This is a genomic window from Gaoshiqia sediminis (assembly GCF_025907915.1).
In the GTDB taxonomy this organism is placed as follows: domain Bacteria; phylum Bacteroidota; class Bacteroidia; order Bacteroidales; family Prolixibacteraceae; genus Gaoshiqia; species Gaoshiqia sediminis.
The window spans coordinates 74201-99470 of the sequence record NZ_JAPAAF010000009.1 but is presented as its reverse complement, the minus strand read 5'-3'; the positions used below and the strand labels follow the sequence as shown (position 1 = coordinate 99470).

26 protein-coding genes are annotated in these 25270 nt (G+C 45.9%); 9 read left to right on the top strand and 17 right to left on the bottom strand.

Features of this window, described 5'->3' with window-relative positions; translation table 11 throughout:
- Positions 1-7: 7 nt before the first annotated feature.
- The 4 genes from N2K84_RS08805 (at position 8) to hutH (ending at position 4871) form a co-directional block, all read left to right on the top strand.
- Positions 8-1294, top strand: coding sequence for an MgtC/SapB family protein (locus tag N2K84_RS08805; protein ID WP_282591428.1), 1287 nt, complete (start codon positions 8-10; stop codon positions 1292-1294).
- 43 nt (positions 1295-1337) lie between these two features.
- Positions 1338-1691, top strand: a complete 354-nt coding sequence (locus N2K84_RS08800; RefSeq protein ID WP_282591427.1) for a DUF4870 domain-containing protein — start codon at positions 1338-1340, stop codon at positions 1689-1691.
- 87 nt (positions 1692-1778) lie between these two features.
- The gene (gene hisS, locus N2K84_RS08795) at positions 1779-3158 is read left to right on the top strand and encodes a histidine--tRNA ligase (protein WP_282591426.1); all 1380 of its coding nucleotides are present in this window, start codon (positions 1779-1781) and stop codon (positions 3156-3158) included.
- Between the two features lie 204 nt (positions 3159-3362).
- Complete coding sequence (hutH, locus tag N2K84_RS08790) at positions 3363-4871, top strand: histidine ammonia-lyase (protein WP_282591425.1); 1509 nt, start codon at positions 3363-3365, stop codon at positions 4869-4871.
- A gap of 149 nt (positions 4872-5020) precedes the next feature.
- Here hutH and N2K84_RS08785 read toward each other — a convergent pair whose 3' ends face one another.
- The 4 genes from N2K84_RS08785 to N2K84_RS08770 form a co-directional block, all read right to left on the bottom strand.
- Positions 5021-5482, bottom strand: coding sequence for a hypothetical protein (locus N2K84_RS08785; RefSeq protein ID WP_282591424.1), 462 nt, complete (start codon positions 5480-5482; stop codon positions 5021-5023).
- A 6-nt stretch (positions 5483-5488) separates the two neighbouring features.
- Positions 5489-5938, bottom strand: coding sequence for a hypothetical protein (locus tag N2K84_RS08780; RefSeq protein WP_282591423.1), 450 nt, complete (start codon positions 5936-5938; stop codon positions 5489-5491).
- Positions 5939-5994: 56 nt separating this feature from the next.
- Positions 5995-6543 (bottom strand): RNA polymerase sigma factor, encoded by a 549-nt coding sequence (locus N2K84_RS08775; RefSeq protein WP_282591422.1) that lies wholly within the window; start codon positions 6541-6543, stop codon positions 5995-5997.
- 71 nt (positions 6544-6614) lie between these two features.
- Positions 6615-7364, bottom strand: a complete 750-nt coding sequence (locus N2K84_RS08770; RefSeq protein ID WP_282591421.1) for an NUDIX hydrolase — start codon at positions 7362-7364, stop codon at positions 6615-6617.
- A gap of 137 nt (positions 7365-7501) precedes the next feature.
- Between N2K84_RS08770 and ychF the strand changes: the two genes are divergently transcribed.
- The gene (gene ychF / locus N2K84_RS08765) at positions 7502-8602 is read left to right on the top strand and encodes a redox-regulated ATPase YchF (RefSeq protein WP_282591420.1); all 1101 of its coding nucleotides are present in this window, start codon (positions 7502-7504) and stop codon (positions 8600-8602) included.
- 375 nt (positions 8603-8977) lie between these two features.
- Entirely contained in the window at positions 8978-10645 is a 1668-nt protein-coding gene (gene asnB / locus N2K84_RS08760; RefSeq protein WP_282591419.1) for an asparagine synthase B, read from the top strand.
- A gap of 103 nt (positions 10646-10748) precedes the next feature.
- Here the strand turns inward: asnB and N2K84_RS08755 are convergent, their stop codons facing one another.
- The gene (locus N2K84_RS08755) at positions 10749-11306 is read right to left on the bottom strand and encodes a hypothetical protein (protein WP_282591418.1); all 558 of its coding nucleotides are present in this window, start codon (positions 11304-11306) and stop codon (positions 10749-10751) included.
- Positions 11307-11713: 407 nt separating this feature from the next.
- Complete coding sequence (locus N2K84_RS08750; RefSeq protein ID WP_282591417.1) at positions 11714-12286, bottom strand: type 1 glutamine amidotransferase; 573 nt, start codon at positions 12284-12286, stop codon at positions 11714-11716.
- 217 nt (positions 12287-12503) lie between these two features.
- Here N2K84_RS08750 and N2K84_RS08745 point away from each other — a divergent pair, with 217 nt between their 5' ends.
- Together N2K84_RS08745 and N2K84_RS08740 are read left to right on the top strand one after the other, a co-directional pair.
- The gene (locus N2K84_RS08745) at positions 12504-13418 is read left to right on the top strand and encodes a DMT family transporter (protein WP_282591416.1); all 915 of its coding nucleotides are present in this window, start codon (positions 12504-12506) and stop codon (positions 13416-13418) included.
- A gap of 40 nt (positions 13419-13458) precedes the next feature.
- Complete coding sequence (locus N2K84_RS08740; protein WP_282591415.1) at positions 13459-13752, top strand: hypothetical protein; 294 nt, start codon at positions 13459-13461, stop codon at positions 13750-13752.
- A 66-nt stretch (positions 13753-13818) separates the two neighbouring features.
- Here the strand turns inward: N2K84_RS08740 and nhaA are convergent, their stop codons facing one another.
- The 10 genes from nhaA to N2K84_RS08690 form a co-directional block, all read right to left on the bottom strand.
- Positions 13819-15114 carry a Na+/H+ antiporter NhaA gene (gene nhaA / locus N2K84_RS08735; protein WP_282591414.1) on the bottom strand — a complete coding sequence of 432 codons (1296 nt, stop codon included), beginning with the start codon at positions 15112-15114 and terminating at the stop codon, positions 13819-13821.
- A gap of 175 nt (positions 15115-15289) precedes the next feature.
- The gene (gene mnhG, locus N2K84_RS08730; protein ID WP_282591413.1) at positions 15290-15583 is read right to left on the bottom strand and encodes a monovalent cation/H(+) antiporter subunit G; all 294 of its coding nucleotides are present in this window, start codon (positions 15581-15583) and stop codon (positions 15290-15292) included.
- The gene (locus N2K84_RS08725) at positions 15576-15857 is read right to left on the bottom strand and encodes an MrpF/PhaF family protein (protein ID WP_282591412.1); all 282 of its coding nucleotides are present in this window, start codon (positions 15855-15857) and stop codon (positions 15576-15578) included. Before N2K84_RS08725 ends, mnhG begins: the two co-directional genes overlap by 8 nt.
- Entirely contained in the window at positions 15854-16186 is a 333-nt protein-coding gene (locus tag N2K84_RS08720; RefSeq protein ID WP_282591411.1) for a Na+/H+ antiporter subunit E, read from the bottom strand. The genes N2K84_RS08725 and N2K84_RS08720 overlap by 4 nt, the downstream gene beginning before the upstream one ends.
- 4 nt (positions 16187-16190) lie before the next feature.
- Positions 16191-17672 (bottom strand): proton-conducting transporter transmembrane domain-containing protein, encoded by a 1482-nt coding sequence (locus tag N2K84_RS08715; protein ID WP_282591410.1) that lies wholly within the window; start codon positions 17670-17672, stop codon positions 16191-16193.
- Positions 17669-18004, bottom strand: a complete 336-nt coding sequence (locus tag N2K84_RS08710) for a sodium:proton antiporter (RefSeq protein WP_282591409.1) — start codon at positions 18002-18004, stop codon at positions 17669-17671. The genes N2K84_RS08715 and N2K84_RS08710 overlap by 4 nt, the downstream gene beginning before the upstream one ends.
- The gene (locus tag N2K84_RS08705; RefSeq protein WP_282591408.1) at positions 18004-18429 is read right to left on the bottom strand and encodes an MnhB domain-containing protein; all 426 of its coding nucleotides are present in this window, start codon (positions 18427-18429) and stop codon (positions 18004-18006) included. Before N2K84_RS08705 ends, N2K84_RS08710 begins: the two co-directional genes overlap by 1 nt.
- A gap of 34 nt (positions 18430-18463) precedes the next feature.
- Positions 18464-20758 carry a hydrogen gas-evolving membrane-bound hydrogenase subunit E gene (mbhE, locus tag N2K84_RS08700; protein WP_282591407.1) on the bottom strand — a complete coding sequence of 765 codons (2295 nt, stop codon included), beginning with the start codon at positions 20756-20758 and terminating at the stop codon, positions 18464-18466.
- An 18-nt stretch (positions 20759-20776) separates the two neighbouring features.
- Positions 20777-21736, bottom strand: coding sequence for a universal stress protein (locus N2K84_RS08695; RefSeq protein WP_282591406.1), 960 nt, complete (start codon positions 21734-21736; stop codon positions 20777-20779).
- Positions 21737-22100: 364 nt separating this feature from the next.
- Positions 22101-23117, bottom strand: a complete 1017-nt coding sequence (locus tag N2K84_RS08690; protein WP_282591405.1) for a fasciclin domain-containing protein — start codon at positions 23115-23117, stop codon at positions 22101-22103.
- A gap of 396 nt (positions 23118-23513) precedes the next feature.
- Between N2K84_RS08690 and N2K84_RS08685 the strand changes: the two genes are divergently transcribed.
- Positions 23514-23990 (top strand): hypothetical protein, encoded by a 477-nt coding sequence (locus N2K84_RS08685; protein WP_282591404.1) that lies wholly within the window; start codon positions 23514-23516, stop codon positions 23988-23990.
- Positions 23991-24352: 362 nt separating this feature from the next.
- Here the strand turns inward: N2K84_RS08685 and N2K84_RS08680 are convergent, their stop codons facing one another.
- Positions 24353-25216, bottom strand: a complete 864-nt coding sequence (locus N2K84_RS08680; RefSeq protein WP_282591403.1) for a hypothetical protein — start codon at positions 25214-25216, stop codon at positions 24353-24355.
- Positions 25217-25270 lie beyond the last annotated feature (54 nt).

Sequence of the window (25270 nt, the reverse complement as noted above, 5' to 3'; positions counted from 1 at the left end):
TTTGCGGATGGACATTCAGAATTATATTCCTGAGGAAATCATCAACTTTTTCCTGGTGCTCGTTTTTTCGCTGCTCATTGGGTTGGGGCAGCGCCGCCATCACCTGGAGGATGATGACAGCCGGCTTTTTGGTACCGACCGTACCTTCACCTTTATTGGCTTGCTGGGGTATGTGCTGTACATTTCCGATCCCAACGGTTTCATCCCTTTTTTAACAGGCTTTTTTGTGGTTGGACTACTTTTGGGGATCCAGTATTTTCAAAAAATCAGATTACAACGGGATTTTGGGGTTACTACTTCGGTGCTGGCATTATTAACCTATTGCCTGTCCGTTTTGGTATTCACTCAGCCGATTTGGTTGGTGCTTTCGTTTGTAGTAGCAATCCTTATACTTACCGAACTGAAACCTAAATTAAGATCGATCTCGCAAAAAGCTTCCGAGGAAGAATTTATCACCCTGGCCAAGTTCATTGCTTTTGCCGGCATTATTTTACCACTGTTGCCTTCCGAAAATATTGCCGATTTCATTCCGGTATCTCCCTACCAGCTGTGGCTGGCTATTGTGGTGGTTTCTGGTGTTTCGTATGTAAGCTATCTGGTCAAAAAGTTCATTTTCCCGGATTCGGGCATATTGCTTACCGGAGTGCTGGGTGGTATTTACAGCAGCACGGCAACCACTGTTATTTTGGCGCGTCGCGAAAAGGAAGAAGGCACTGGCTTGCATTCGGTGTCGGCAATTTTGCTGGCCAACGGAATGATGTACCTGCGCGTGTTGGTATTGGTTTTTTTATTCAGCCGGTCGGTTGGAATGATGCTGACGATCCCATTTTTGCTGATGTTTGGTTTGGCTTACGGCCTATCGAAATTGGCTTTGTTCCGGGCGAATGAATTACCGGAAAAATCGGCAGAAGCAGATAACCAACTTGTAAGTAAAAACCCGTTGGAGCTGCGTATGGCCACCATATTTGGGGTTTTGTTCGTGGCTTTCGGTCTGATTACACAGGCTGCGATGGATTTGTACGGGAGAAGCGGCGTTACCGGCCTGGCATTTTTTATCGGCGTTTTTGATGTCGATCCGTTTTTGCTTTATCTGCTTCAGCAAAAGGCCGGTATTCTTCATGCCACCATTGCCCTGGCAGTGATCAATGCGACCAATGGTAACAACCTGATGAAGATGTTTTATGCCCTGTCGTTGTGCAGCAAGCCGTCGCGAAAGCCTTTGCTGGCCGGTTTTCTGGTATTAATTGTTGTGGGATTGCTGGTTTCGCTGATTTTTTACTTATTGTACCGGTAAGACCTTTTTATGCAGAAACTTTATTAACCTTTAAATAACCTTTATGGAACGCATTATTGACAATCCTGATGAACGTACCTGGGGCATGTTGTGCCATCTTTCGGCTTTGGCCGGCGCTGTTATTCCGTTTGGTAACATCATTGGGCCACTAATCGTGTATTCGGTGAAACGGCAGGAATATGGTTTTGTGGAAGATCAGGGCAAAGAAGCCCTCAACTTTCAGATTACCATGAGTATTTTACTGATTGTTTCGGCCATACTTGTGGTGATTGTAATCGGTATTTTCCTGTTGATAGCCATCGGGTTGCTGTCGTTGATTTTTACGGTTATTGGTGCGTTGAAAGCCAACCAGGGCGAATTTTACCGCTATCCGTTCAACATCCGTTTCCTGAAATAGAAGACTGATTTTTTGAGATTCGGGCGCTTTCTTATTGGCACTTCTTGAACACCTGCTGATTTTAGTTATTTTTGCAGCTTCAACGAAATGCACAGACAGATTATGGCCCAAAAACCTTCGATTCCCAAAGGAACACGCGATTTCTCGCCAGCCGAAATGGCCCGGCGCAACTATATTTTCGACACGGTAAAAGAGGTTTTCCAATTGTACGGATTTCAACCCATTGAAACGCCGGCCATGGAAAACCTTTCGACCTTGATGGGGAAATACGGAGAGGAAGGGGACAAGCTGTTGTTCAAAATCCTTAATTCGGGTGATTTTATTTCGAAAGTGGATGCGGAAGAACTGCTGGAAAGAAACAGCATCCGGCTGACCAACCAGATTTCGGAGAAGGGGCTGCGTTACGACCTCACGGTGCCTTTCGCCCGATTTGTGGTGCAGTACCGCAACGACATTTCGTTTCCGTTTAAACGCTACCAAATTCAGCCGGTTTGGCGCGCCGACCGGCCTCAGAAAGGCCGTTACCGCGAATTTTATCAGTGTGATGTGGACATCGTTGGCAGCGACTCGTTGCTCAATGAGTTTGAGCTGGTGCAGATTATCAGCGATGTGTTTACCCGGCTGAACGTGAATACGGTTGTCAAAATCAATAACCGCAAAATACTGGCGGGAATTGCCGAAACCATTGGCGAGGCCGAACGCATGGTGGATATCACTGTGGCCATTGACAAGCTGGATAAAATTGGGCTCGAAAATGTGAACTCAGAGTTGATTGAGAAGGGTGTTTCGGAAACCGCTGTGGAGAAATTGCAGCCCATCCTGCAACTGAGCGGAACGACCGACGAAAAACTGGACCAGCTGGAGGCCGTAATTGGCGCCTCGGAAATTGGTAAAAAGGGAATCGGTGAAGTACGCAAATTGTTCGCCTATCTGAATACGGTAACTTTAAATACCGACGTAGAGCTTGATTTAACCCTGGCCCGAGGGCTCAACTATTACACGGGCGCCATCTTCGAAGTGAAAGCCAAAGACGTGCAGATTGGCAGTATCTGTGGTGGTGGTCGTTACGACGACCTGACCGGAATTTTCGGGATGCCTGGCGTTTCGGGCGTTGGCATTTCGTTTGGCGCCGACCGTATTTATGATGTGATGAACCAGCTGGAGTTGTTCCCCGAAAGTGCTGTGGCTACCACCAAAGTGCTGTTTGTGAACTTTGGCGAACAGGAGGAATCCTTTTGTTTGCCCATCCTGAGCAAGTTGAGGCAGGCCGGTGTCAATGCCGAAATCTTCCCGGAAGCAGCCAAAATCAAAAAGCAAATGACCTGGGCCGACCGCAAAAATATTGCCTGGGTGGCCGTGGTTGGCGAACAGGAAATGGCGGAAGGAAAAGTGAACCTGAAAAATATGAAAACAGGTGATCAAAAGCTGGTTGACCCTGAAGAACTGATAAATATCCTTTCCGCATAGCCGGTATTTCTCGTAATTGCCGGTATGTGGCCGGTAAAATTCCATCCGAAGCAAAAGGACGATCGTCCGGTAAAATGTGTGGGAAGCGATGCGCGTTTCCCCTGATGTTTTATTTTCCATGGGTATGATTCCGAAAATAGAAACTGATTTTGGTTTCTGTTTTCAATTTCTATTCGTAATTTTTATCGGGAAATAAGACAAACTATGAAACGACAAATCCACGAAATAAGTCCGGCACCGCTAACCTATGAAGTGATCGAAGACATTCTGGAGCAAAAAAGGAAGTTAGTACTCTCTGCTGAATCGGTTCAGCTAATTCAAAAATCAAAAGCTTATCTCGACCGGAAACTGGCGCAAACCGAAGACCCGATTTACGGGATCAACACCGGCTTTGGCGCTTTGTGCGACCGTAAAATCTCCAAAGCAGACCTTAGCAAATTGCAGGAAAACCTGATTCTCTCGCACGCCTGCAATGTGGGTGACGAGGTTCCTGCCGATGTGGTGCGGCTGATGTTGTTGTTGAAAGCACATGCCCTGGCCAAAGGGAATTCAGCCGTTCAGTTGATCGCAGTGCAGCGCATAGTCGATTTGTTTAACGAGGATATTCTGCCCCAGGTATTTGCACAGGGTTCGTTGGGTGCAAGTGGAGATTTGGCTCCCCTTGCTATGCTGTTCCTGCCTCTGTTGGGTTTAGGAACGGTTAATTATAAAGGGAAGAAAATGGCTGCTGCGGAAGTTCTGAAAAAGAAGGGCTGGGAGCCTGTTCGCCTGGAAGCCAAAGAAGGTTTGGCCTTGCTGAACGGTACCCAGTTTATGAGCGCCCATGCGGTTTATACCTTGCTGAAAAGCTTTCGTACCGTAAAATATGCCGATGTCATTGGCGCCATTTCGCTGGACGGTTTCGATGGGTTGCTGGAACCTTTTATGGCACAAGTGCAGCAGATCCGTCCGCATACGGGCCAGATTGAAACTGCGCGAAACTTCCGCGAGTTACTAAAAGGCAGCGAGATTATTGCCCGTGAAAAGCAGCACGTGCAGGACCCGTATTCATTCCGGTGTATCCCTCAGGTGCATGGTGCGGTGAAGGATGCTGTTAATTATGTGGCCAGGGTGGTGGAGGTTGAAATCAATTCGGTAACCGATAATCCGACCGTTTTTCCCGATGACGATTTGATCATTTCCGGAGGGAACTTTCATGGTGAACCGCTGGCGCTGGCGCTCGATTTTCTGGCCATTGCGTTGTCTGAGTTGGGGAGCATTTCGGAGCGACGCACTTATCGGCTGATTGCCGGGGAGCGTGGTCTGCCTGTATTTTTGGTGGCCAATCCGGGATTGAACTCCGGTTTCATGATTCCGCAATATGCGGCGGCATCTATTGTGAGCCAGAACAAGCAGCTTTGCACGCCGGCCTCGGTCGATTCCATTCCTTCGTCGAATGAACAGGAAGACCATGTGAGCATGGGGGGGAATGCCGCTACCAAAGCCTTGACTGTTGCGGAAAATACCCTGAAAGTTTTGGCTATCGAACTGTTCAATGCCGCTCAGGCGCTCGATTTTCGCCGTCCCTTAAAAACATCGCCTTATTTAGAAGAATTTGTGGGCCGGTACCGTGAGCAGGTACCCTTTGTGGAGCAAGATCGGTTGATGTACGAGGGAATCAATGATACGATTCGTTTCCTGGAGGAAGGACGTTTTGTGAAATTCAGAAACTGAATGATGGGCTAAAAGGAAGGGGGTCTAAAAAGCTCTTACGAGTCATCCCGAACTTGTTTTGGGATCTCAATCAGTTGATAAACAGACCCTGAAATAAATTCAGGGTGACTAATCCCCAATGGTAAGAGCTTTTTAGGAACCTCTTTGATCTATTTCCTGTCGTCGCCCTCCCGCTCTCGCTGACGGTATTCACGAATCATCTTAAAGCGGAATTCATTTTCAACCTGTCCGATGATGACTACTTTTTTGGCAGGTAGTACACGCAGAAATTTTTCATGGTACTCCTTTAACAGGCTGGATTCCTTAACAGCTTGGTCAATGATTTCGTAGCTCGCCTTTTTAAACTCGCTTTCGGAGTATTTGTCGTAATTGGTTTTCACCTGTTCTTCCAATTCCCGTCTTTTTTGATGGGTTTCAAAGCGTTTTTTGTCAAATTCGTTGTAAATAGGCCAGAACTGTTGGGCTTCCTGTGGGGTCAGTTCCAGTTTCTCGGTCATGAACGATACTTTCAGCGCTTTGTATTTTTCAAAGTCATCATGCCTTCCCCGAGGTTGTGCTATGGCAAAAACTCCCAGTAAAAGCAAACTCAGTATAATAGTAATCTTCTTCATATTCTGTTAGTTAATGATTTCGGCATAAATTTGATAATCGTTCAGTTCGGAAGAGAGCAGGTTGATGATTTCGTCACTCTCAAATTCTGTTGAAGCTTCAGTGGCGCTCAATGCTTGCAATAATGTATTTTCGTCGATGAACATGGTATTCTCGATGAACTCCAGTTCAAACAACGATTCTTCGGTTTGAGTGTCTGATTTAGCCATAAATTTGGGAATAAATTTTCCCAGTGGATAATAAATAAGCAGGAAGGCAATAGCAAAGCTGGCGGCCAGTCCCAATATGGGCTTCAGCATTTGGATGACTTTTTGCACGGGAGATTTGAAGGCCACTTCATCTTCAATACGTGCCCCAATCCGGTCTTCCAGAGATTCAAAATATCCTTCGGGCACCTCAAACGGATTGCCTTTCGGAAACTGCGGTTGGTTTTTCAGTATGTCATTTCTTTTTTCCATCACGTCCTTTTGACTGGTTTTAAACTGAAAAGTTTAAATACATTTTTTATAAACGGCTATTCAATTGATTTAAAGTAGTCTTCAATTTTTTTTACGGCATGGTGGTACGATGCTTTTAGTGCCCCGGCCGATGTTTCCAGTATTTTTTCCATGTCCTGGTACTTGATATCGTCAAAATAACGCATGTTAAAAACCAAACGCTGTTTCTCGGGCAATCGGGCTATGGCTTCCTGTAGTTTTTGCTGAATGTCGTCGCCGTTGAAATAAGGGTCGGTCTGGATGTTTTCGAGCAAGTAATCGTTCATCTCGTCATCAGTTCCGCCGAATGTTTTTTTCTTTTTTTGATTCAGGAAAGTGAGCGATTCGTTGGTAGCAATACGGTACAGCCAGGTGTAAAGCCCCGACTCAGCCCGGAACGAATCGATGTTTCGCCACACTTTAATGAAGGTATTTTGCAATATATCGTCGGCGTCGTCGTGGTTCAGGACAATTTTTCGGATGTGCCAGTACAGCCTTTCCTTATAGGTTTTCACCAGCAAACGAAAGGCCACCTGTTTGGTGCTCTCGTTTTTCAGATCATCAATGATTTGCTGGTCGCTGGTCATTTGTTTGCGTACTGGTTTCGGATAAGAGATATTATTTTGGACTGGAGGTTTAATTGGTTAAGAATTATTAACTACTCAATCCTGAATTTCAATCCTTCTTTTTTTAGCTGGTTATATATGGTTTCGTCGAATTGGTATAGTTTGGCAGCGCGGTGCGATACGTTTTGTTGTTTTTCTCGGGTGTCGATCAGCAATCCCATGTTGGCAATTTTCTTACGGAAGTTACGTGTGTCCATCTTCTTGTCCAGAATTACTTCGTACAGGGTTTGGAACTCGGTAAGAGTGAATTTTTCAGGCAATAGGTGAAACCCGATAGGCTGGTAGCGCACTTCGTTGCGTAAATGCGCGATAGCTTTGCGGATAATCTCGTCATGGTCGAACGACAGCTTGGGCAGGCTGTACAGGTCAAACCACTCGAGTTCGTTCAGGGCGATCGATTTCTTGATGGTGTGATGGGCCGGATTAATCAACGCGTAATATCCGATTGTGATTACCCGGTAGTTGGGTACACGCTTAACGTCTCCGAAACAATGAAATTGTTTCAGGAAAACATCATTCATACCGGTGGCGATGAACAGCAATTCACGGGCATATTCATCAATATCTAGTTCTTCTGGTACATGCGCGCCAAAAACGCTCCAACAGTCGGGTTGGGTGAGGGTTGGGTGCTGATCGTACAGCACTTTGATCTCTTCATAATCGTCACGTTCGGAGATTTGTTTCCGCAATATTTCAGGATTCTGTTGTGAGAGCAGTACTTTAATGGATGTGCCGTCGAAGCCAAATATCACACAATCAATGGAAACCGATTTTAGTATCATAAGAAAAGGTATTAATGGTCGTAGAAATAGACTGCAAGCCAGGATAAATCCATGCTAAAACCTGGCAGGGGCAATTGCCTGTTCAAAAATAGGGAAAAAGGATTAACTTTGCAGCGCAATTTTTAGAAGAAGAGATAATGGCTTTAAAGTGTGGTATTGTGGGGCTTCCGAATGTGGGAAAGTCAACCTTGTTTAACTGTTTGTCGAATGCCAAGGCGCAGTCTGCAAACTTTCCGTTTTGCACTATCGAACCCAACCTGGGGGTGATAACTGTGCCGGACGAGCGTTTGAATAAGCTGTCCGAATTGGTGCATCCCGAGCGGATTGTCCCTACGGTAGTCGAAATTGTGGACATAGCCGGTTTGGTCCGCGGCGCGAGTAAAGGCGAAGGCCTGGGAAATAAATTTCTCGGCAACATACGCGAAACCGACGCTATTATTCATGTACTGCGCTGTTTCGAAAATGATAATATCACCCATGTGGATACCACTATCGATCCGGTGCGCGACAAGGAAACGATCGATATTGAACTTCAGTTGAAAGACCTGGAAACCGTTGAAGCCCGTTTGGCAAAAGTGGAGAAACAGGCAAAAACCGGTAACGATCCGGAAGCGAAAAGACTGTTCAAGATCCTATCCTTATATAAAGAAGCGTTGGTTCAGGGTAAATCGGCTCGTACGGTCGAAATTGACGAAGCTGATCAAAAGTTGGGCAAAGACCTACAGTTGCTTACCAATAAGCCTATTCTCTACGTTTGCAACGTGGACGAAGCTGCGGTACTGAATGGCAACGGCTTTGTGGAGGCTATCAAAGAGTCTATTAAAGACGAAAATGCGGAGATGTTGGTGATTGCTGCGGCAACCGAAGCCGATATCGCCGAGTTGGAAAGTTACGAGGAGCGTCAGATGTTTCTGGAGGATCTGGGCTTGAGTGAATCGGGTGTGAACAAACTGATTAAATCGGCTTACCGGCTGTTGCAATTGGAAACCTACTTCACTGCCGGTGTAAAAGAGGTACGTGCCTGGACTTATAAGCGTGGTTTTAAAGCACCACAGGCTGCCGGCGTTATTCACTCTGATTTCGAAAAAGGCTTTATCCGTGCCGAAGTGATTAAATACGCCGACTTCATCGCATTGGGATCGGAACAAGCCTGCAAGGAAGCCGGCAAAATGGCCATCGAAGGGAAAGAATACGTCGTTCAAGATGGCGATATTGTGCACTTCCGTTTTAATGTTTAAAATATTCAAAAAGATACCTGAAGAGGCAGTTCGATTTCGAACTGCTTTTTTTTGTAAAAAAATTGACTTTTTTCTTGCATGCTGCTCGTGTGGCTCGATTCTTCAATTAAAACGGAATGCCCCCTGTGCGCAACGTGGGGTGCTTTGATTTTTTCTTGTTTTATTTTGATGGACTGGGATTGAAAGTGGGGGGGCAGTTTTTAAAAATGAATATTTCAAAAAGAAATAAAACTTCTTGAATGCCATCTTGTGTGTTAGTTTTATGTGCTTAAAAGTAGAAAAATGTCAGTTGTGGTTTGGAAATAAAAACAAAAGGATTATTTTTGATCCCGAAAGGAAATTAGAAATTGATACACGATTTAAATTTTTGGCATTATGTGTGGAATTGTAGGCGTATTTGATTTAAAAATTGATGCTCAGGAGTTGAGGCCGCAGGTGTTGAAGCAATCCAAGCGGATCAGACATCGCGGGCCAGACTGGTCGGGCATTTATTGCGGCGAGAAAGCAATCATCGCTCACGAACGTTTGTCGATCGTTGACCCCGAATCTGGTGGGCAGCCCTTGTTCAGTAAGGACAAAAAACTCATCCTCGGCGTAAACGGGGAAATATACAACCATCGCGAAATCCGCGAACGTACAAAAGCAAATTACGAGTATCAGACAGGTTCTGACTGCGAAGTTATTCTGGCCTTGTACCAGGAAAAGGGAATAGATTTTCTGGATGAGTTAAATGGAATTTTTGCTTTTGCACTGTACGATGTCGAAAAAGACGTTTATCTGATTGGCCGCGACCATATCGGTATCATTCCGCTCTACATGGGCTGGGATAAGCATGGAAATTTTTATGTGGCTTCGGAGCTAAAAGCCCTCGAAGGATATTGCACCAAAATCCAGGAGTTCCCGCCCGCCAGCTACTTATACAGCAAGGACGGTGAAATCAAACGTTGGTGGACACGCGACTGGATGGATTATGAAAATGTAAAAGACAATACGACCAGCATCGATGAATTGCGCGAAGCGATGGAGGCTGCTGTACACCGCCAGCTGATGTCGGACGTGCCCTACGGTGTGCTCCTTTCCGGAGGGCTCGATTCGTCGGTAACCTCGGCGCTGGCCAAGAAGTTTTCGGGAAAGCGGGTTGAAGAAGGGGATCAAAAAGACGCCTGGTGGCCGCAGCTCCACTCGTTTGTAATCGGTTTGGAAGGTTCGCCCGACCTGGCTGCGGCTCGTAAAGTAGCCGACCATATCGGGACCATTCATCACGAGATCCATTACACGATTCAGGAAGGTCTCGATGCCATCCGCGATGTGATCTACCATATCGAAACCTACGATGTGACTACTATCCGGGCATCCACCCCGATGTATATGTTGGCGCGGGTGATCAAATCGATGGGCATCAAGATGGTGCTTACCGGCGAAGGGGCCGATGAAATTTTCGGAGGTTACCTTTACTTTCATAAAGCGCCGAATCCCGAAGAATTCCACAAAGAAACCTTACGTAAAATAAACAAACTGAACCTTTACGACTGTTTGCGCGCCAACAAATCGTTGGCTGCCTGGGGCGTTGAAGGCCGCGTGCCTTTCCTCGATAAAGAATTTATGGATGTGGCCATGCGCCTGAATCCGAAAGATAAAATGGCGGGCAACGGGAAAATTGAAAAATGGGTAGTTCGTAAAGCGTTTGAACACGCTTTGCCTGAGAGCGTTACCTGGCGGCAGAAAGAGCAATTCTCTGATGGCGTGGGTTACGGATGGATTGATACGCTGAAACAAATTGCCAGCGATAAGGTGAGCGATGAAATGATGGCCAACGCTCATTTCCGTTTCCCGATAAACACTCCCATGTCTAAAGAGGAGTATCTCTACCGGTCGATTTTTACTGAGCACTTCCCGTCTGATCAAGCAGCTGCCTGCGTACCTTCGGTGCCATCCATCGCTTGCAGTACAGCTGAAGCTTTAGCCTGGGATGAATCATTTCGCAATAATGCCGACCCATCGGGACGTGCCGTGAAAGGGGTACACGAATACAGCAATAAATAAGACCAAAACCCTAAAGTTAAATACTGTTGGCTGCTGGAGAGTGGCTGACCATTTTGCCAAAAATGAGTGTGGAACCAGTGTCGTGAGACACTGGTTTTTGCATTTAGGAATGGGCCTTGCGATGGTGTTTGTTGGTTTTTTCTGCGGTTGGGGCGGCAGTTTCAGTTGAGGAGGTCGCGCCCGTTTTTTCAGGGGTAACTTCGGTGGCTGCGGTCAGGGGGGCGTCTGTTGTTTCCGCATGGGCTTCAACAGTTTCATCTGAAACTTCTTCCGCATCTGTGATGGGTATCTCCCGACTGATATCTTCTGTTTCCACAGTAGCCACATCTTGCTGTCCTCCGGCGGCTGTTGCCCAGAGCTGACTTTTATTGTCATAAACGGGCCGTGTTTCGGATTGTTTTTTGTTTTTGCTGATTACCGAAACAACAATCGTGGCGGTATCGGTCATTTCCGGTGAAACAGGGCTTGTTTCCACTTTCTCTTTTTTTGGTTTTAACTTCTTTAGCGGCAAATGCCCTTTGCCTTCTTCCAATTTTTCTTCAAACATTTTTTTGAATTTGCTTTCAGCTTCTTCGGTAGTTTTGGCTTTTATTTTATAGCTGTAAGTTGTTTGAACCTGGTTTACCACGGTTTGTTGAAATGTAAATTTTTTCGTTTTCATTCGGGTGACAATTTTAGGATTTGTTTTATCCTACGCTTTGTGTTAGAGAATGTTTATTGTTTTTTAATGATTGACTGAAATTTAATATTAGCAGGTACAACAAGTAGCCGGTACAGGCAAAAAGAATTGACCAGGCAATTATTCCGCCTGTTGTCAATTCGATCATATATTTGAATTGAAGTTGAAGTAACGGTCTTCTGGCGGGTCAGTAATGGTGAGAAACAAGAAAGGCCGGTGGTTAGTCGGCCTTTCAATCATGAGTAACAAAAAAGAAGTCAAATCTTCTATTCTGGTATTGTTCCGAAGAACAATGTTTTTATCCTGTAATGAACGGGGTTGTCGTGTTATGAAGGGGCTAAAGATAAGGATAAACTGTTGTTTTTGGACGGATGATGAATATTTTATTGTCAGTCCTCGTGTTTTTTACAGATGGATATAAAATTCAGAATGATTTCGGGGTTCAGAAATTCGGGATGGAATTGCAAGGTGTACAACGGTTTGTTGCTGTGGCGCATGGCCTGGTTGAAACATATTGTGGATTGGGCCAGGTGGATGAACTGATCGGGCAGGGTGATCGAGTCGTTGTGCATTTGCCTGACCAGCAGGCTTTTGGGCAAGCCATAAAAAAGCGGATCTTCTTTCAGTACTTCCACAAGGCAATTACCCGATTCGGGCTCAACGTTCCGCAAATAGTTGGCCCCGAACATAAACCCGGTAATGTGATGTCCGGCGCAAATGCCCAAAACGGGTTTTTTATAAGTTTTCAGCCATTGAAAATACGGTTGGTGGTGCTCCACAATATCATCGCCCTGTGGCGATCCGGAAACGATGATACCGTCAAAAGAATTTAAGTTAATATTTGAGCATTCCCGGTAGTTTATCATTTGCGCATTAGAACGTGCTGTGGTTAAAATCTTTTCGATGGGGGTGACAAATTCGCGGATCTTGGCTTCGGCGCTGTTGATTATCAATATCTTCATTCTGTCAGAGCTTTTTGTTCTTTCATCATTGTCTGGTTAAAATAAACATCATCTGCTGAAATATAAAAAGGATGACTAAAATCTTACTAATTTTGAGCATTCAAAATCATATTTGCAGCTGTTGGGGAGTTTTTCCAGCTTTCCTGTTGGGTTTGAGACTGAATCAAAATAACATTTGCAGAAATACCCTTTCATTCATAAAATTGAAATAATATTTATGGCATATTTTGGTGAGATTGCCGCTTTATTAACGGCTGTTTTCTGGACAGTGACCAGCATGGCATTTGAGTCGGCGGGGAAAAAGGTCGGTTCGTTGGCCGTTAATCTGATCAGGTTGGTGATCGCGTTTTTCATCTATGCGGTGTACACGCAGGTTACCCGCGGCATGTGGTTTCCGTTTGATGCCAGTGCCGAAAGCTGGATGTGGCTCATGTTGTCGGGCCTGGTGGGTTTTGTTATTGGCGACTTGCTGTTGTTTCAGGCTTTCGTGATCATTGGCGCCCGCATTTCCATGCTCATCATGGCCATGACCCCGCCCTTCACAGCGTTCATTTCGTATTTTATGTTGGGTGAAGTGCTTTCGCCAATGAACTGGCTGGGGATGGCCGTTACGCTGGCGGGCATCAGTATGGTCATTCTGAAACGGGAAAACAAGTCGCTGCAAGGCGAGGAGGCCATCCGCCGACGGTTGACTTCGGCTTATTCGCTGCCGGGCATCCTGCTTGCTCTGGGCGGGGCGCTTGGGCAAGCTGCCGGACTGGTACTGAGCAAAAAGGGGATGGGCGATTACAATGCCTTTGCCGCTTCTCAAATCCGGGTACTCACCGGAATTGTCGGGTTTGCGGTATTGATATTCGTGTTGAAACGGTACGGGCGGGTTTGGGGCGCCCTGAAAAACACCTCCGCCATGAAGCGCATCACGCTTGGCTCTTTTTTTGGTCCGTTTCTGGGGGTTTCATTTTCGCTGCTGTCTATTCAGCATACCAAAGCTGGTATTTCGGCCACTATTATGTCCATTGTGCCGGTGCTCATTATTCCTCCGGCTATCCTAATTTTTAAGGAAAAGGTGAATTGGAAAGAAATTGCAGGGGCGGCAGTCACCGTACTTGGAGTGGCCATATTCTTTTTGTAATTTGCAGGGAAATCGAAGTATTCACCCAAAAAAATGTCGCATGAACGCACAACTTAAATCAATAGTTGCACACCTTACCCTGGTGGGCTGGATTGTTTCGCTGATTTTGAACAATTCGGAAAAAGATGATCTGACTTCTTTCTACCTTCGGCAAACCCTTGGCATTTATCTGCTGGGCCTGGTGGGAACACTAATTCCAGCGTTGCGTATCGTTATCGGGATTATTGTATTGGTACTTTGGATTATTAGTCTTATCGGAGCTATCCAACAGGAAAAGAAGGAGATTCCGGTGGTGGGAACCTATTTTCAGGACTGGTTCAAAGGGATTAACTGACAGTTATTTGTTTTATCCCTTAATCAAGCCGGAAGGTCCAGTTTGGTTAAGGGATTTTTGATGCTTTTATTTTTTTAGTGTCGATTTCAGTAAAAAATATCCTAAAACTCCGGCAATTGTTGATCCTAACAGAATGCCAATTTTTGAGGCATCAATATAGGCTTGTTCTGCATATGATAGGTTGGTGATAAACAATGACATAGTAAAACCAACACCACCCATCAGTCCGGTAATTGCAAGCTGCTTGAAACTCGTGTTTTCGGGCATGCTGGCCAGTTTAAGTTTGATGGCTCCAAATGAAAACAAGCTAATGCCGATGAGGTTTCCAAAAATTAAGCTTGCGGCTATGATCAGCGATAGCTGAATATTCGAAAAACTCTGTTCATTAATCAATACCCCCGCATTGGCAAATGCAAATATCGGCATAATTAGAAATGCCACCCAGCCGTGCATCCGGTGTTCTATATTTTGCAACGGAGATTGAATCTGTTCCGTCAGCTCCTCAATTCGGTCGATAGCTCCGATTTGGTTATGAGAAAGGATATAACGGGTGTCTTTTGGGGTCGACACAAGATTAAAACTCTCCAGGGCATTCTTCATCTCTTGCTGAAAGTGGTATGGTTTTATATATTTTCGGATAGGGATGGCAAAGGCTATCAGCACTCCTGCCAAGGTGGCATGGATGCCTGATTTCAGGAAAAGTATCCAGATAAGCACACCTGCCAGAGAATAAATATATTTTGAGTACAAGCCGATGCGAGTCATTAATAGAAGTAGTCCAAAAATTCCAAGGGCGAAAAGAATCAGGTTCCAATGAATGGAGGCGCTGTAAAAAATGGCGATTACCACGATGGCTCCTAAGTCGTCAACGATGGCAAAGGCCGTAAGAAAAACCTTCAATCCATAGGGCACACGCTTGCCAAGTAGCTTAAGAATTCCTAGCGTAAACGCAATATCGGTTGCCATAGGGATAGCCCAACCACTGGCAGTTTCCGGAGTTTGGTTTAGGTTGCTGAAAATTAATATTGGGAATAACATTCCTCCCAATGCGGCAAATACCGGTAAACTTGCCTTTTTGAAGGACGAAAGTTCACCAACCATAATTTCACGTTTAATTTCCAAGCCAATCACAAAGAAGAAGATGGCCATCAGTCCATCGTTGATCCACAGCACGAGTGATTTTGACAGAACAAAATTGGAAATTCCAACCGTGAATTTTTCGAGGAGTAGTTCAAAATAAGGATCATAGTAACCAACGTTGACAAAGAATAGTGTTAAAACGGTCACACCTAGCAGGAGCACGCTGGAAGAGGTTTCTTGCTTAAAAAAACGGTCAAATGATTCGGTTAAAAATTTCTTCATATATGTCTGTTCAAAAAATTCTGTAAAAAAAACGCAAATCTTCTGAGGAAAGATTCCGTGAATTGCCGGTATGTGATCGATTTAATATTTAGCTAACATTTTTTGACTGAGGTCCAGCACGATGTTTTTGCTGGGATCACGAGGAGATTTCCTGTTGTTCTGCATTCGTTTTGGGCTAATCCAGATCCTCCTCGTTATCCAGGTTTTTTGTTGTTTTTGCAATTGAGCTGGCTGCCAGCGGAGCTGTCAGGTAGATGAAAATCATGAGCAGGATGGATTTAACCACGGTGGTCCAACTGTCAAAATAGATACTTCCGGCCAGGAGCAAAAACATCAATCCGAAAGAGGTGGCTTTGGTGGCGGCATGTATGCGGGTGTATAAGTCGGGTAGCCTCACCATTCCGATAGCTGCAACTACCATGAAAAAGGCACCAATCAATAGGAATAGGGTGATGATAAAATTACTCATGGGGTTCATTTTTGGATAAATATTTTGAAATGGCCACTGTTCCGAGGAACGAAATCAAAAAGATGATCACGGCCACATCCATGAAAAAGGGCACATCGTTCAACATGCCGTAAACCAGGGCAATACCAGCCACCAGAGAGGTGATCAGGTCGAAGGCTACTACCCGATCATATAGATGGGGGCCCTTTGCCAGGCGAATAAGCACGAGCACAAAAGCAACCATCAACAGGCCGATGGTTATTTTCATTACAACTAACAGGGCAGGTGTTGTCATACAAATAAGTTTTTAATCCGTTCTTGAAATTCGTTCACCTCGGCGATGGACTTGTCCAAATCTTCGGTATACATCGAATGTATCAGAATTGCCTTTTTGTTTGGTTCAACATCCACGGCCAAGCTTCCGGGGGTCATCGATATCAGGTTGACGAGCAGTAAAATTTGCAAATCAGAACGCAGGATGAGCGGAACCGAAAACAGGGCAGGTTTAATTTTCAACCCCGGGGTAATCAGGTCGTATGCGATAAATAAATTGGCAGCGACCAACTTACGCAGGAAGAAGCCCGCAAAGGCAAGAAAACGACCGGTAAATATAAAGATTCGCATAGCTCTATTTATTTAATACCAGGTTGATGTATTGGGTACTGTCGAGCAATTGCTCTCCCATTTCAATAAAAAAATCATACAGGTATCCGGCCCCCAAGCCCAAGGCCAGTGTGCCGCTAGCCAGCATGATCGAAGGTAGCAGTTCGGCAAAACGTAATTTTTCATGTTGACATTCTTCGTGTATTTCTGTTGGTGATTGTTTGAAAAAGGCTTCGTTCCAGATTTTGATCATGGAAAACAGCGTGAGGATGCCGGTAACAACGGCTACCCCCGATACCAGAAACCGGCCCGCCTCAAAACCGGCTTTGATCAGGAAGAGTTTGCCGAAGAAGCCGGGGAGCGGAGGAACCCCGGCCAGGGCAAAAGCCGGTATTAAAAAGAGAACTGCCAATAGGGGGTAGCTTTTATACAATCCCCCCATACTTTTTAGTTGATAGGTCCCCCGCATACGGTGAATTAAACCGGCAATCAGGAAGGTGTTGGTTTTTGCCAGCATATTATGGATCATAAAATATACAGCCCCTGCAATGGCCAACGGGGTGAAAACCCCAAGCCCGAAGATCATATACCCGATTTGGCTGATGATGTGGAATGATAAAATCTGGCGGATTTCGTATTGTGAAGCGGCGGCCATACCGCCAATCAGCATGGTAAGCCCGGCAATGGCCAGCAACAGGTTATGCCAGAAAATGGGGTCCTGCACAAAAAACAGGGTGAAGAAACGGATCATGGCATATACGCCCACCTTGGTGAGCAAGGCTGCAAAAAAGGCCGTGATGGCCACCGGCGGCGTGTAATACGATGAGGGAAGCCAAAAGAAGAAAGGGAAAACCGCCGCTTTGATTCCAAAACCGACAAAGAACAGCATGGCCGAAGTGTTCATCAGTAGCGGGTGCGAGTCATTGCGAAGAATATCTGCGAGATGGGCCATGTTGAGTGTTCCGGTTTTTCCGTATAACAGGCCAATGCCTGCCAAAAAGAAAAGCGAAGCGAGCAGGTTCATGCTCAGGTATTTGATGCCGCCCTTCAACTGGATGCGTTTGCTGCCAAGTGTGATCAGCACAAACGACGACATCAGCATTACCTCAAACCATACATACAGGTTGAAAACGTCGCCGGTAATAAAGGCGCCGTTTACACCCATCATCAGGCTGTGGAAAAACAAGTAGAAACGTCCCGAAATTAATGCTGACGGGACGAAACTAGCTGCATAAACAGCAACAGCCACGCCAATAAAACCGGATATTAGCAGCATCAGCGCACTTAATTTGTCAACCACCAGGGTAATTCCGTAGGGCGCTTCCCATCCGCCAGCCTGAAGTACTTGTATGCCGCAGCGTTGCACGGTAACAAACAAGGCCAGGGCTATTCCAAAGGTAAACAGAGAACCGGCAATACCGACTACTTTCTGGTAGTTATGGCTCCGGTTCATCAACAACAAAACAGCCATGAATAAGGGAAATAATATGGGTAAAGCGATCATCATTCGTTCTCCGTTTCTGTTAACTGGTCCAAATCGTCTGTATTAGTCAGCGAAAAATATTTGTATTTCAAGGCTAGGGTAAACGCAACAATCCCAAAGCTAATGACAATTGCAGTCAGGATTAGCGCTTGGGGCAGCGGGTCGGCCATTTCCGGTTCGGGTTCCTGTCCGGTTACAAACGGAGGTTTGCCTGCAACCAGCCCAGAGGCCACAAAAATGATCAGGTTGATGGCGTTGCCGATAAAAATGATGCCCAGCACCAGCTTCAGCACACTGCGCCGAAGCAATAGGTAAACACCTACGGTAAAGAGGATTCCAATTAGTAAAGCCAGCATTAATTCCATTTCCATTCCTCCATTAACGTGAAAATTAAAAGAAGAACAACTCCGGTAACACTCAAATACACTCCAGTGTCAAACAGTAGCGGGGTGCCCAGTTTTAACGTTGCTCCAAACAAGAGCGGTATTTTCACCCAAGTTCCCGCAAAAAAAACTCCCTTTGCGAAAAAACCGGGCAAGGTGCTTAAAATGGCCAGAAACAAACCGGAAGCAATCAGTTTGGACGGTTTTATGCGCAACGAGTTTTTGCTGCTTTGAACCCCCAGTGCCAATGCCTGGAAAATGAAAGCGCCGCTGGCCATCAATCCCCCAATAAATCCGCCCCCCGGAAGATTATGTCCCCTGAAGAGCGTCAGAATAGAAAAGAACACCAGGATGAACCGGATGTACCTGAAAGCTATGACTAAGATGGTGTAGTTCATAATCTGGGTCTAAATGCAATTTTTACTGCTATACTTATTTTCTTACTTTATTCATTTTGATGAGTGTATAAACACCCAGCGCAGCTACCGACAATACGGTAATTTCGCCCAGCGTGTCAAGCGCCCGAAAATCAACGAGGATTACATTCACCACGTTTTCGCCAAAGCCACCCGGCAGACTGTTTTTAATAAAGAAATCAGAAATCGGGTCGTTGTAGTCAATTTGCAGGGCGTTCAATACCAGGATCGTTACAAAACTTCCGGACGAAAGGGCAATAATAGCATCGCGAACCCGCGACTTTCGGGACGAAAATTTGGCATACCGGGGCATTTTTTGAATAACCAGGACAAAAAGTACCACCGTGAGTGTTTCTGCCAAAATTTGAGTAATGGCCAGGTCAACAGCTCCGTAAAACAAGTAAATCAGGGCGATGCCAAAGCCAATTACTCCCATGGAGATGATGGCTGTAAGTCGGTTTTGGGCAAAGGCCGCCGTCAGGGCTGAAAAAATCATGATCAGTGTAAGCACCAGTACATAAAATGGTATCGGGCTAAAGTCGTATTGAATGTCCCATCCCCGGGTTACGTATATTTGAAACCAGACAAATGCCGTGGCAACAACCAGAATGGTCATCAGGTAAAACCGGTGATAACCATGTTGAATGACAGCTGTTTTGTTTTTTGAAAATTTCACGAAGTTATCAAGCAGGCGGTTAAACAAATCGGCAAACCGGTAGGCGAAGAACCGGCTGTTGATTTTGGCAAGCACGGGCAATAATTTTTGCCTGATGCTGAACAGGAATACTCCGGCAGCAACCGTGATTACGCTCAACAGGAAAACTTGGTTGAACCCATGCCATAAATGGATTTCGACATGCAGGGGTTGAGCCCGGACAGTACTCAATGCCAGTTCAATCAGTTGCCCAAGGCTGTTTGTGAAAAGCCCCAGCGCCAAGCTGCCAAATGCCAATACGGATGGCCCAAACAGTAATTCCCAACCCTTTTCGTTGGCTACTTTGGGCGTGGTTCCCAACTTGCCGAAGAACGTACGATAGCCAAACATGGCCGATACCCAAACCATAAAAACGTTCGATGCTACTCCGAGGATCAGGACCACAGAGGCGATGCCCGGTGTTTGTATTTTTGCCTCATAAATCAGCTCCTTCCCGATAAAACCCAGCAGTGGCGGCAATCCGGCCATCGAAAGCAGAGCCAGCACGGTCACCACTGTTGTTTTGGGCATCAGTCGGCGCAAGCCACCCAGCAGGTTGATGTCGCGCGTGCCGGTTTTGTGATCGATCATTCCGGCAACCATAAACAACGACGCTTTGTAAAATGCGTGTACGATCAGGAAAATCAGTGCCGCTTTTACCGATAGCTGGGTATCAATTCCGAACAGCAAAACCAACGTTCCGAGCGCGCTGATGGTGGTGTAGGCCAGAATGGCTTTCAGGTCGGTTTGGGTGATGGCCAGATAAGCGCCCACAAACATCGTCAATCCGCCGATCAGGCTCACCAGGATTTTCCATTCGGGGGTGCCACCCATTATCGGGCTCATGCGGGCCAGCAGAAAAATGCCGGCTTTCACCATGGTGGCCGAATGCAGGTAAGCGCTTACAGGCGATGGGGCCTGCATGGCCCCCGGCAACCAAAAATGAAACGGGAATTGGGCCGATTTGGTCACAACCCCTGCAAGGATGAGTAGCAGGGCCGGGAAGTAATGCGGGTGAAAACGGATGAGATGGCCTTTTTCTACCAGTTCTGCCAATTCGTAGGTCCCGCCCATTTGTCCCAGAAGGAGGATGCCGGCGAACAGCGCCAGTCCGCCCATGACGGTGATCAGTAGTGATTGCATAGCAGCCTGTCTGGCTTTGTCGTACTCATGTTTAAAACTGATCAGAAAGTAGGAAGTAAAACTGGTCAGTTCCCAAAAAAGGAACATCACCAGTAGGTTGCCCGAAAGTACCAGTCCCAGCATAGCGCCCATAAAAAGCAGTATGAAAAAATAGAAGCGGTGTCTTCCTTCATCATGTTTCATGTAGCTGTTGGAATAGATCAGGATGAGAACGCCAATTCCGCTTACCAGAAAAAGGAATAGCAAGCTGACCCCGTCAAATAGCCAGGTGATATTTAGTCCGAGCTGGGGCAGCCATGCAATGCTGGTGATTTCCGGGCCAACTTGTTTCATGTGATACCCTTTGATCAGGTAAAACACAAAGGCTGTTAATGGCAGCAAGGAAAGCAAAATCCCCTTGTGCCGGTCGAGCTGGCGGGGGATTAAAAGTGAGCCGGCAGCTCCAAGGAATATGATCAAAAGTATGATTGTCATATAACGATTGGTCGTAATTTATTTGCGGTTCTTTCGAAATAAACGTTTTAGGGGTTGTTGCCGGATGGTTTTAGGGGCGAGAACGCCCAGCGGGTCGAGCAGGTCTTTCAGAATCTCGCCGTAGGATTGGCTGGAAGCGGAAGCCGTCAGGCTCAGCACCGGAATTTTTGATTCGTTGATGATGTGGTGGGCAAAAGCACCGATATAATTGTCGAATGTAAAGCCTTCCTGATGGGTCATCACCAGGATGAGGTCCGCATTCATTTCATCCGCAAATTCCAGCACCCGTTTGTATGGGGGCACTTTTGTGCGGGGAAACAATTTCATGCAAGCCTCAATTTTATTTTCGGTCAATACGTGGCGGGCATGTTTGAGCTTCCGGTAGATACGGCTTTCGGTAAAAATAATACCGCCAATCAAAGCCGATACCAAACAAATTTTCGTGTTGTAATTTTTTGCATAGGCTATTGAACTGACCAATTGTCGCCGGGTTTCTTTGGTCAGGTCGAGCGGCACTACCATTTGCGAGCCAAAATCCTTGTAGTTGCCTTTGGTTGTGATTACCGGAACCGGGGAATTTAGTGTTACCTGTTCCACGGTAGCGCCCAATACCTGGGGAGTGTCATCTCCCTGGTGATTTTCACCCAGAATGATGAAGCGGGGTTTCAGTTCTTCTGCTACTTCCAGGATTTTTTTGCTGGGCCTGCCGCGTTCAATGCGAGTAAGAACCATCATGTGATGGGTGTCCTGCAGCTGGTTGGCCAGCGCCTGAAGTTTCTCTTTTACTTTTTCGGTTACTTTTACAATTTCATCCACCGAAACAAACAGGTCTTCCAGAATCCCCCCGGCTTCAATCACGTAAAGCAGATAGATTCTCCCGTTAGTTCGCTTGGCAAGATTGATGGCATACTCAAGGGCGTTCATCGATGGCGCCTTAAAATCAATAGGAACTAATATGTCTTTTAATGTGCTGTCCATAGGTTTATCCGGTTTGTGACTTTATTCTCTAAATATAGATTGTTCATATTGACAAGACAAGAACATTGTTCATCGGGATGGCCGATTTAATAATCAGAAAACACGTGGCCGCAAAGCCAGCGTTCGTTTAGATTCAGCCATCAACTTGCCTTTTATCCAACTTATCTGCTGGTGTGTTATCTTAAACACTTTTTGTGTTGACTTGTTTGGCAGTAACTGTCTTTTATGATCGTTTACATATCCTTTTGAATAACCTGTTAGGCAAGCGAAAGGGATTCCATTTTTAAAAACAGAAAACGCCCCCTTTCGGGAGCGCTTCCAATAATCAGCTTTATTTTCAACTAAATTGTCGTGGCGTATGCGATTATAGTGTTGGCAGGATTACTTTGTCGATCACATGAATAACCCCGTTGGTAGCTTGTACGTTTAGCAACGATGGTACCAGGCCTGCTTCGCGTCCGTTGGCATCGGTAATTTTCAGGGTTGATACATTCAGACTGAATGTTCCGTTGAGGGTGGTTACATTGCCCGAGCTCAGGTCGCTGGAGTAAACACGTCCGTCAACTACGTGGTAAAGTAATACCTTGGTCAGCGTTTCCACATCCAGGTCGTCGAGGCCCGAGATGCCCAGTTCGCTAAGCAGTGCCACAAAAGCGTCGTTGGTAGGGGCAAAAACCGTGTAAGGTCCGCCGGTTGCCAAAACATCGGTAAGTCCGGCTTTGATCACAGCCTGTACCAGGATCGAAAATTCAGGATCGTAACTCAATGCAGTTTCTACCAGGTTCATGGATGGCGGCAACAAAACTTTGTCGATGACATGGATGATGCCATTGGCTGCGCGGATGTCGGCAATTACAACGGACGCATCATTGATCATGACACCCGAGGATAAATCGACCTCAATGGCGGCACCATTTACGGTTGGAACAAAGCCCGAGCTAAGATCGGTGGAGGCCACTTTTCCGCCAACAACGTGGTAGAGCAGGATGGGGGTCAGCTGTTCGGCTGTCAAATCTTCGATTCCGTCAACCCCCAGTGCTGCAAACAGGGTTTCAAAAGCTGCATCGGTTGGTGCAAATACCGTCAGTTCGTTTTTGGCAACGGTGCTCACCAGGTTGGTTTTTACCAATGCCTTGATCAGGTTTTTAAACTTGGGTTTCTTCTCGTTAATCGATTTACTCTTCAACATGTCCGAAGTAAATGTTTCGGGTGCATCGGTAATTTGTTCAAGTACCGCAGCAATGTCGCCTGCCGGCTGCGGGACCATGATGTCATTATCATCATCGTCGTTACAACTTGTCAGTGCAAAACTGAACGCTACTACTACCATCAGGAAAATGTTCCTGATCATTCCTCTTGTTGTGTTTTGATTTGTGTTCATGTCGATTCTGTTTAAGTGTTTGCTTGTAAAACATGAACAAGAATAAAAATGTTTAAACAATTGCAATGAAACTTAAACAAAAACAAATAAAAAGTTCTTTTTTTATTCTGAATCATCAATCTTTAGTGGGTTTTTATGAGGTATGTTAATAATTGTTAATGTGCATTTTTTTTTATCGACGGGCCGGATTATTAATTGAACCATTGGGTTTGTTTTCACCGATTATTTAAGGTTTTTCCGAATCCCAATTGTTCGTTCATGCGGGTTTTGCGCAGTTTGAGGCCCCTAAACCATATCGTTCGTCAAATAAAACTGAATTTTATTGTCAAGTAAATAGGGATGTCCTAATTTGGTTGAACAAAAAAATCAATCAATAAACCATTTAGTTAATTTCTTATGGACAATAAAATCAATTTTCAGCTGCCCGAGGAGGTGGCCACCCAAGTGCTCGAAAAAACAACCGAAATTGTCGCTCTACTGAAACCTTATCTGATCGGGCTTACTCCCGACGAACGCAAGGTGTTGCCCAAAATGAGCGACGGCACCTCGCCCTTTGTGGAAAAATGCCTCGATTATTGCGATTCGGATCCGCAGTTTGCCCCTCCGTTTATGAGTGTGCAAGAATTCCAGGCCGACCTGAAAACCTGGGAACAACTGATGACTCTGTTGCGTCCGTTGAGGCAGGTGTACCAGGATTTGGACGACACCGTGATGCAGGCAGGCTCTGAAAGCTACACGGCGGCCCTGAGTTACTACAACTCGGTAAAACTGGCAACCCGCATGAGCATTCCCGGCTCCAAAGCTATTTACGACGACCTGAAAAGACGCTTCGAGAAAAACGGGCCTCATAAAACGGTAGCAACAACCGCATAGTTTCATTCAATTTTATTTTTCTAAACGGGGGTACGTGTTGCCTCCGTTCTTTTTTTTATACCTCTTCGAACACGCTTTCAAGGATCTTTTACCCGCTTTGGTTCCTCTTTTTCCCGAATTCGTTCCTGTTTTGGCGAATGAGTTCGTCTTTTTACCGAACTCATTCGTTCCGGGGATGATTTAATTCATCTGAAAAGGCATGAATTCATCCTTTTCATGAATTTGTTCGTCAAAAAGGCGAACTCATTCGTGTTCGAACTGGCTTCATTCGTTTTTGATGCGGGAGGGGGTACTTCGGAAGTGGGTAGGGGTACCCTTGAAGTACCCCTACCGAAGTGTTAAACTTGCCTTGATGGATATACCTATCGCACGGTACTCAACTTATCGCGTATTGCCTGGATGTGGAGCTTTTGTTGGTCGATCCGGTTCATTACTTCGGCCTGCTCGTCCATGTTTTTGCGGATGCGGCGGTCGAATTTCGATGCCGATCGTTTGGCTTTTTGTTGGTCTCTTTTGGCCGATTTGAGTTGCTTTTGAAGTTCGTCGGAACTGGTTTCGTAATTGGGGGTTTGTCCTCCTGTGCTTGAGCCCGGAGCGCCCAGGGTCAGGCGGCGGTCGAGCCGCATCTGTGTTTGCCGGTGTGCTTCGCCCCGGCCAACAGCCTCGGCTTGGGCATCTTTCATTTTACTGACGTAGCGTTCTTGTTTTCGTTGCAGTTTACTCAGCTCTCGTTCCAGATCTTTCAGCACATCTTCCTGTTCATCAATCTCCTGTTGAACAGTCATCCGGTACAATTCCAGCGCATAATCATGCACATACTGGCTGGCCTGGTTGTTTTGGGGTGCTTCCGGTTCGTGGCCAATAAACCCTTGTCCGTCGCGGAAGGAGGCCGTGAAGAACATGTTGTTGTTAAACTCGGTAACCCGGGCGTAAACATCCAGCGGGGTGCCGCTAATCTGGTCGATGCTGATTCCGCGCATGACCCATTCGTCTTTTTCTTTTTCCAGTTTCGGGGTCTTTTTAAATATGCTGAGCAAATTGGTCGGTACCAAGGTTTTTTCCCATAAGTCGATGGCATCTTTCGGGTCGGCATTGGGAATCGCAACTTCAAAGGCTGGGTGTACCCCCAATGAGGACGGGCGGCTTTCCAACTTAACCGTTAGCGTATCCTGAGCGATAATGCAGTTGCCCCACAGCATGATCAAAAGAAGAATAAGTTTTTTCATAGCAGTTGGATTAAATTGTTATCACAAAAATAAATAGAACATCACGAATGTTTA

Excerpts from the sequence above, each read along its gene's own strand:
- N2K84_RS08805 (WP_282591428.1), top strand. The coding sequence starts at position 8 with ATGGACATTCAGAATTATATTCCTGAGGAAATCATCAACTTTTTCCTG.
- N2K84_RS08800 (WP_282591427.1), top strand. The coding sequence starts at position 1,338 with ATGGAACGCATTATTGACAATCCTGATGAACGTACCTGGGGCATGTTG.
- hisS (WP_282591426.1), top strand. The coding sequence starts at position 1,779 with ATGCACAGACAGATTATGGCCCAAAAACCTTCGATTCCCAAAGGAACA.
- hutH (WP_282591425.1), top strand. The coding sequence starts at position 3,363 with ATGAAACGACAAATCCACGAAATAAGTCCGGCACCGCTAACCTATGAA.
- N2K84_RS08785 (WP_282591424.1), bottom strand. The coding sequence starts at position 5,482 with ATGAAGAAGATTACTATTATACTGAGTTTGCTTTTACTGGGAGTTTTT.
- N2K84_RS08780 (WP_282591423.1), bottom strand. The coding sequence starts at position 5,938 with ATGGAAAAAAGAAATGACATACTGAAAAACCAACCGCAGTTTCCGAAA.
- N2K84_RS08775 (WP_282591422.1), bottom strand. The coding sequence starts at position 6,543 with ATGACCAGCGACCAGCAAATCATTGATGATCTGAAAAACGAGAGCACC.
- N2K84_RS08770 (WP_282591421.1), bottom strand. The coding sequence starts at position 7,364 with ATGATACTAAAATCGGTTTCCATTGATTGTGTGATATTTGGCTTCGAC.
- ychF (WP_282591420.1), top strand. The coding sequence starts at position 7,502 with ATGGCTTTAAAGTGTGGTATTGTGGGGCTTCCGAATGTGGGAAAGTCA.
- asnB (WP_282591419.1), top strand. The coding sequence starts at position 8,978 with ATGTGTGGAATTGTAGGCGTATTTGATTTAAAAATTGATGCTCAGGAG.
- N2K84_RS08755 (WP_282591418.1), bottom strand. The coding sequence starts at position 11,306 with ATGAAAACGAAAAAATTTACATTTCAACAAACCGTGGTAAACCAGGTT.
- N2K84_RS08750 (WP_282591417.1), bottom strand. The coding sequence starts at position 12,286 with ATGAAGATATTGATAATCAACAGCGCCGAAGCCAAGATCCGCGAATTT.
- N2K84_RS08745 (WP_282591416.1), top strand. The coding sequence starts at position 12,504 with ATGGCATATTTTGGTGAGATTGCCGCTTTATTAACGGCTGTTTTCTGG.
- N2K84_RS08740 (WP_282591415.1), top strand. The coding sequence starts at position 13,459 with ATGAACGCACAACTTAAATCAATAGTTGCACACCTTACCCTGGTGGGC.
- nhaA (WP_282591414.1), bottom strand. The coding sequence starts at position 15,114 with ATGAAGAAATTTTTAACCGAATCATTTGACCGTTTTTTTAAGCAAGAA.
- mnhG (WP_282591413.1), bottom strand. The coding sequence starts at position 15,583 with ATGAGTAATTTTATCATCACCCTATTCCTATTGATTGGTGCCTTTTTC.
- N2K84_RS08725 (WP_282591412.1), bottom strand. The coding sequence starts at position 15,857 with ATGACAACACCTGCCCTGTTAGTTGTAATGAAAATAACCATCGGCCTG.
- N2K84_RS08720 (WP_282591411.1), bottom strand. The coding sequence starts at position 16,186 with ATGCGAATCTTTATATTTACCGGTCGTTTTCTTGCCTTTGCGGGCTTC.
- N2K84_RS08715 (WP_282591410.1), bottom strand. The coding sequence starts at position 17,672 with ATGATGATCGCTTTACCCATATTATTTCCCTTATTCATGGCTGTTTTG.
- N2K84_RS08710 (WP_282591409.1), bottom strand. The coding sequence starts at position 18,004 with ATGCTGGCTTTACTAATTGGAATCCTCTTTACCGTAGGTGTTTACCTA.
- N2K84_RS08705 (WP_282591408.1), bottom strand. The coding sequence starts at position 18,429 with ATGAACTACACCATCTTAGTCATAGCTTTCAGGTACATCCGGTTCATC.
- mbhE (WP_282591407.1), bottom strand. The coding sequence starts at position 20,758 with ATGACAATCATACTTTTGATCATATTCCTTGGAGCTGCCGGCTCACTT.
- N2K84_RS08695 (WP_282591406.1), bottom strand. The coding sequence starts at position 21,736 with ATGGACAGCACATTAAAAGACATATTAGTTCCTATTGATTTTAAGGCG.
- N2K84_RS08690 (WP_282591405.1), bottom strand. The coding sequence starts at position 23,117 with ATGAACACAAATCAAAACACAACAAGAGGAATGATCAGGAACATTTTC.
- N2K84_RS08685 (WP_282591404.1), top strand. The coding sequence starts at position 23,514 with ATGGACAATAAAATCAATTTTCAGCTGCCCGAGGAGGTGGCCACCCAA.
- N2K84_RS08680 (WP_282591403.1), bottom strand. The coding sequence starts at position 25,216 with ATGAAAAAACTTATTCTTCTTTTGATCATGCTGTGGGGCAACTGCATT.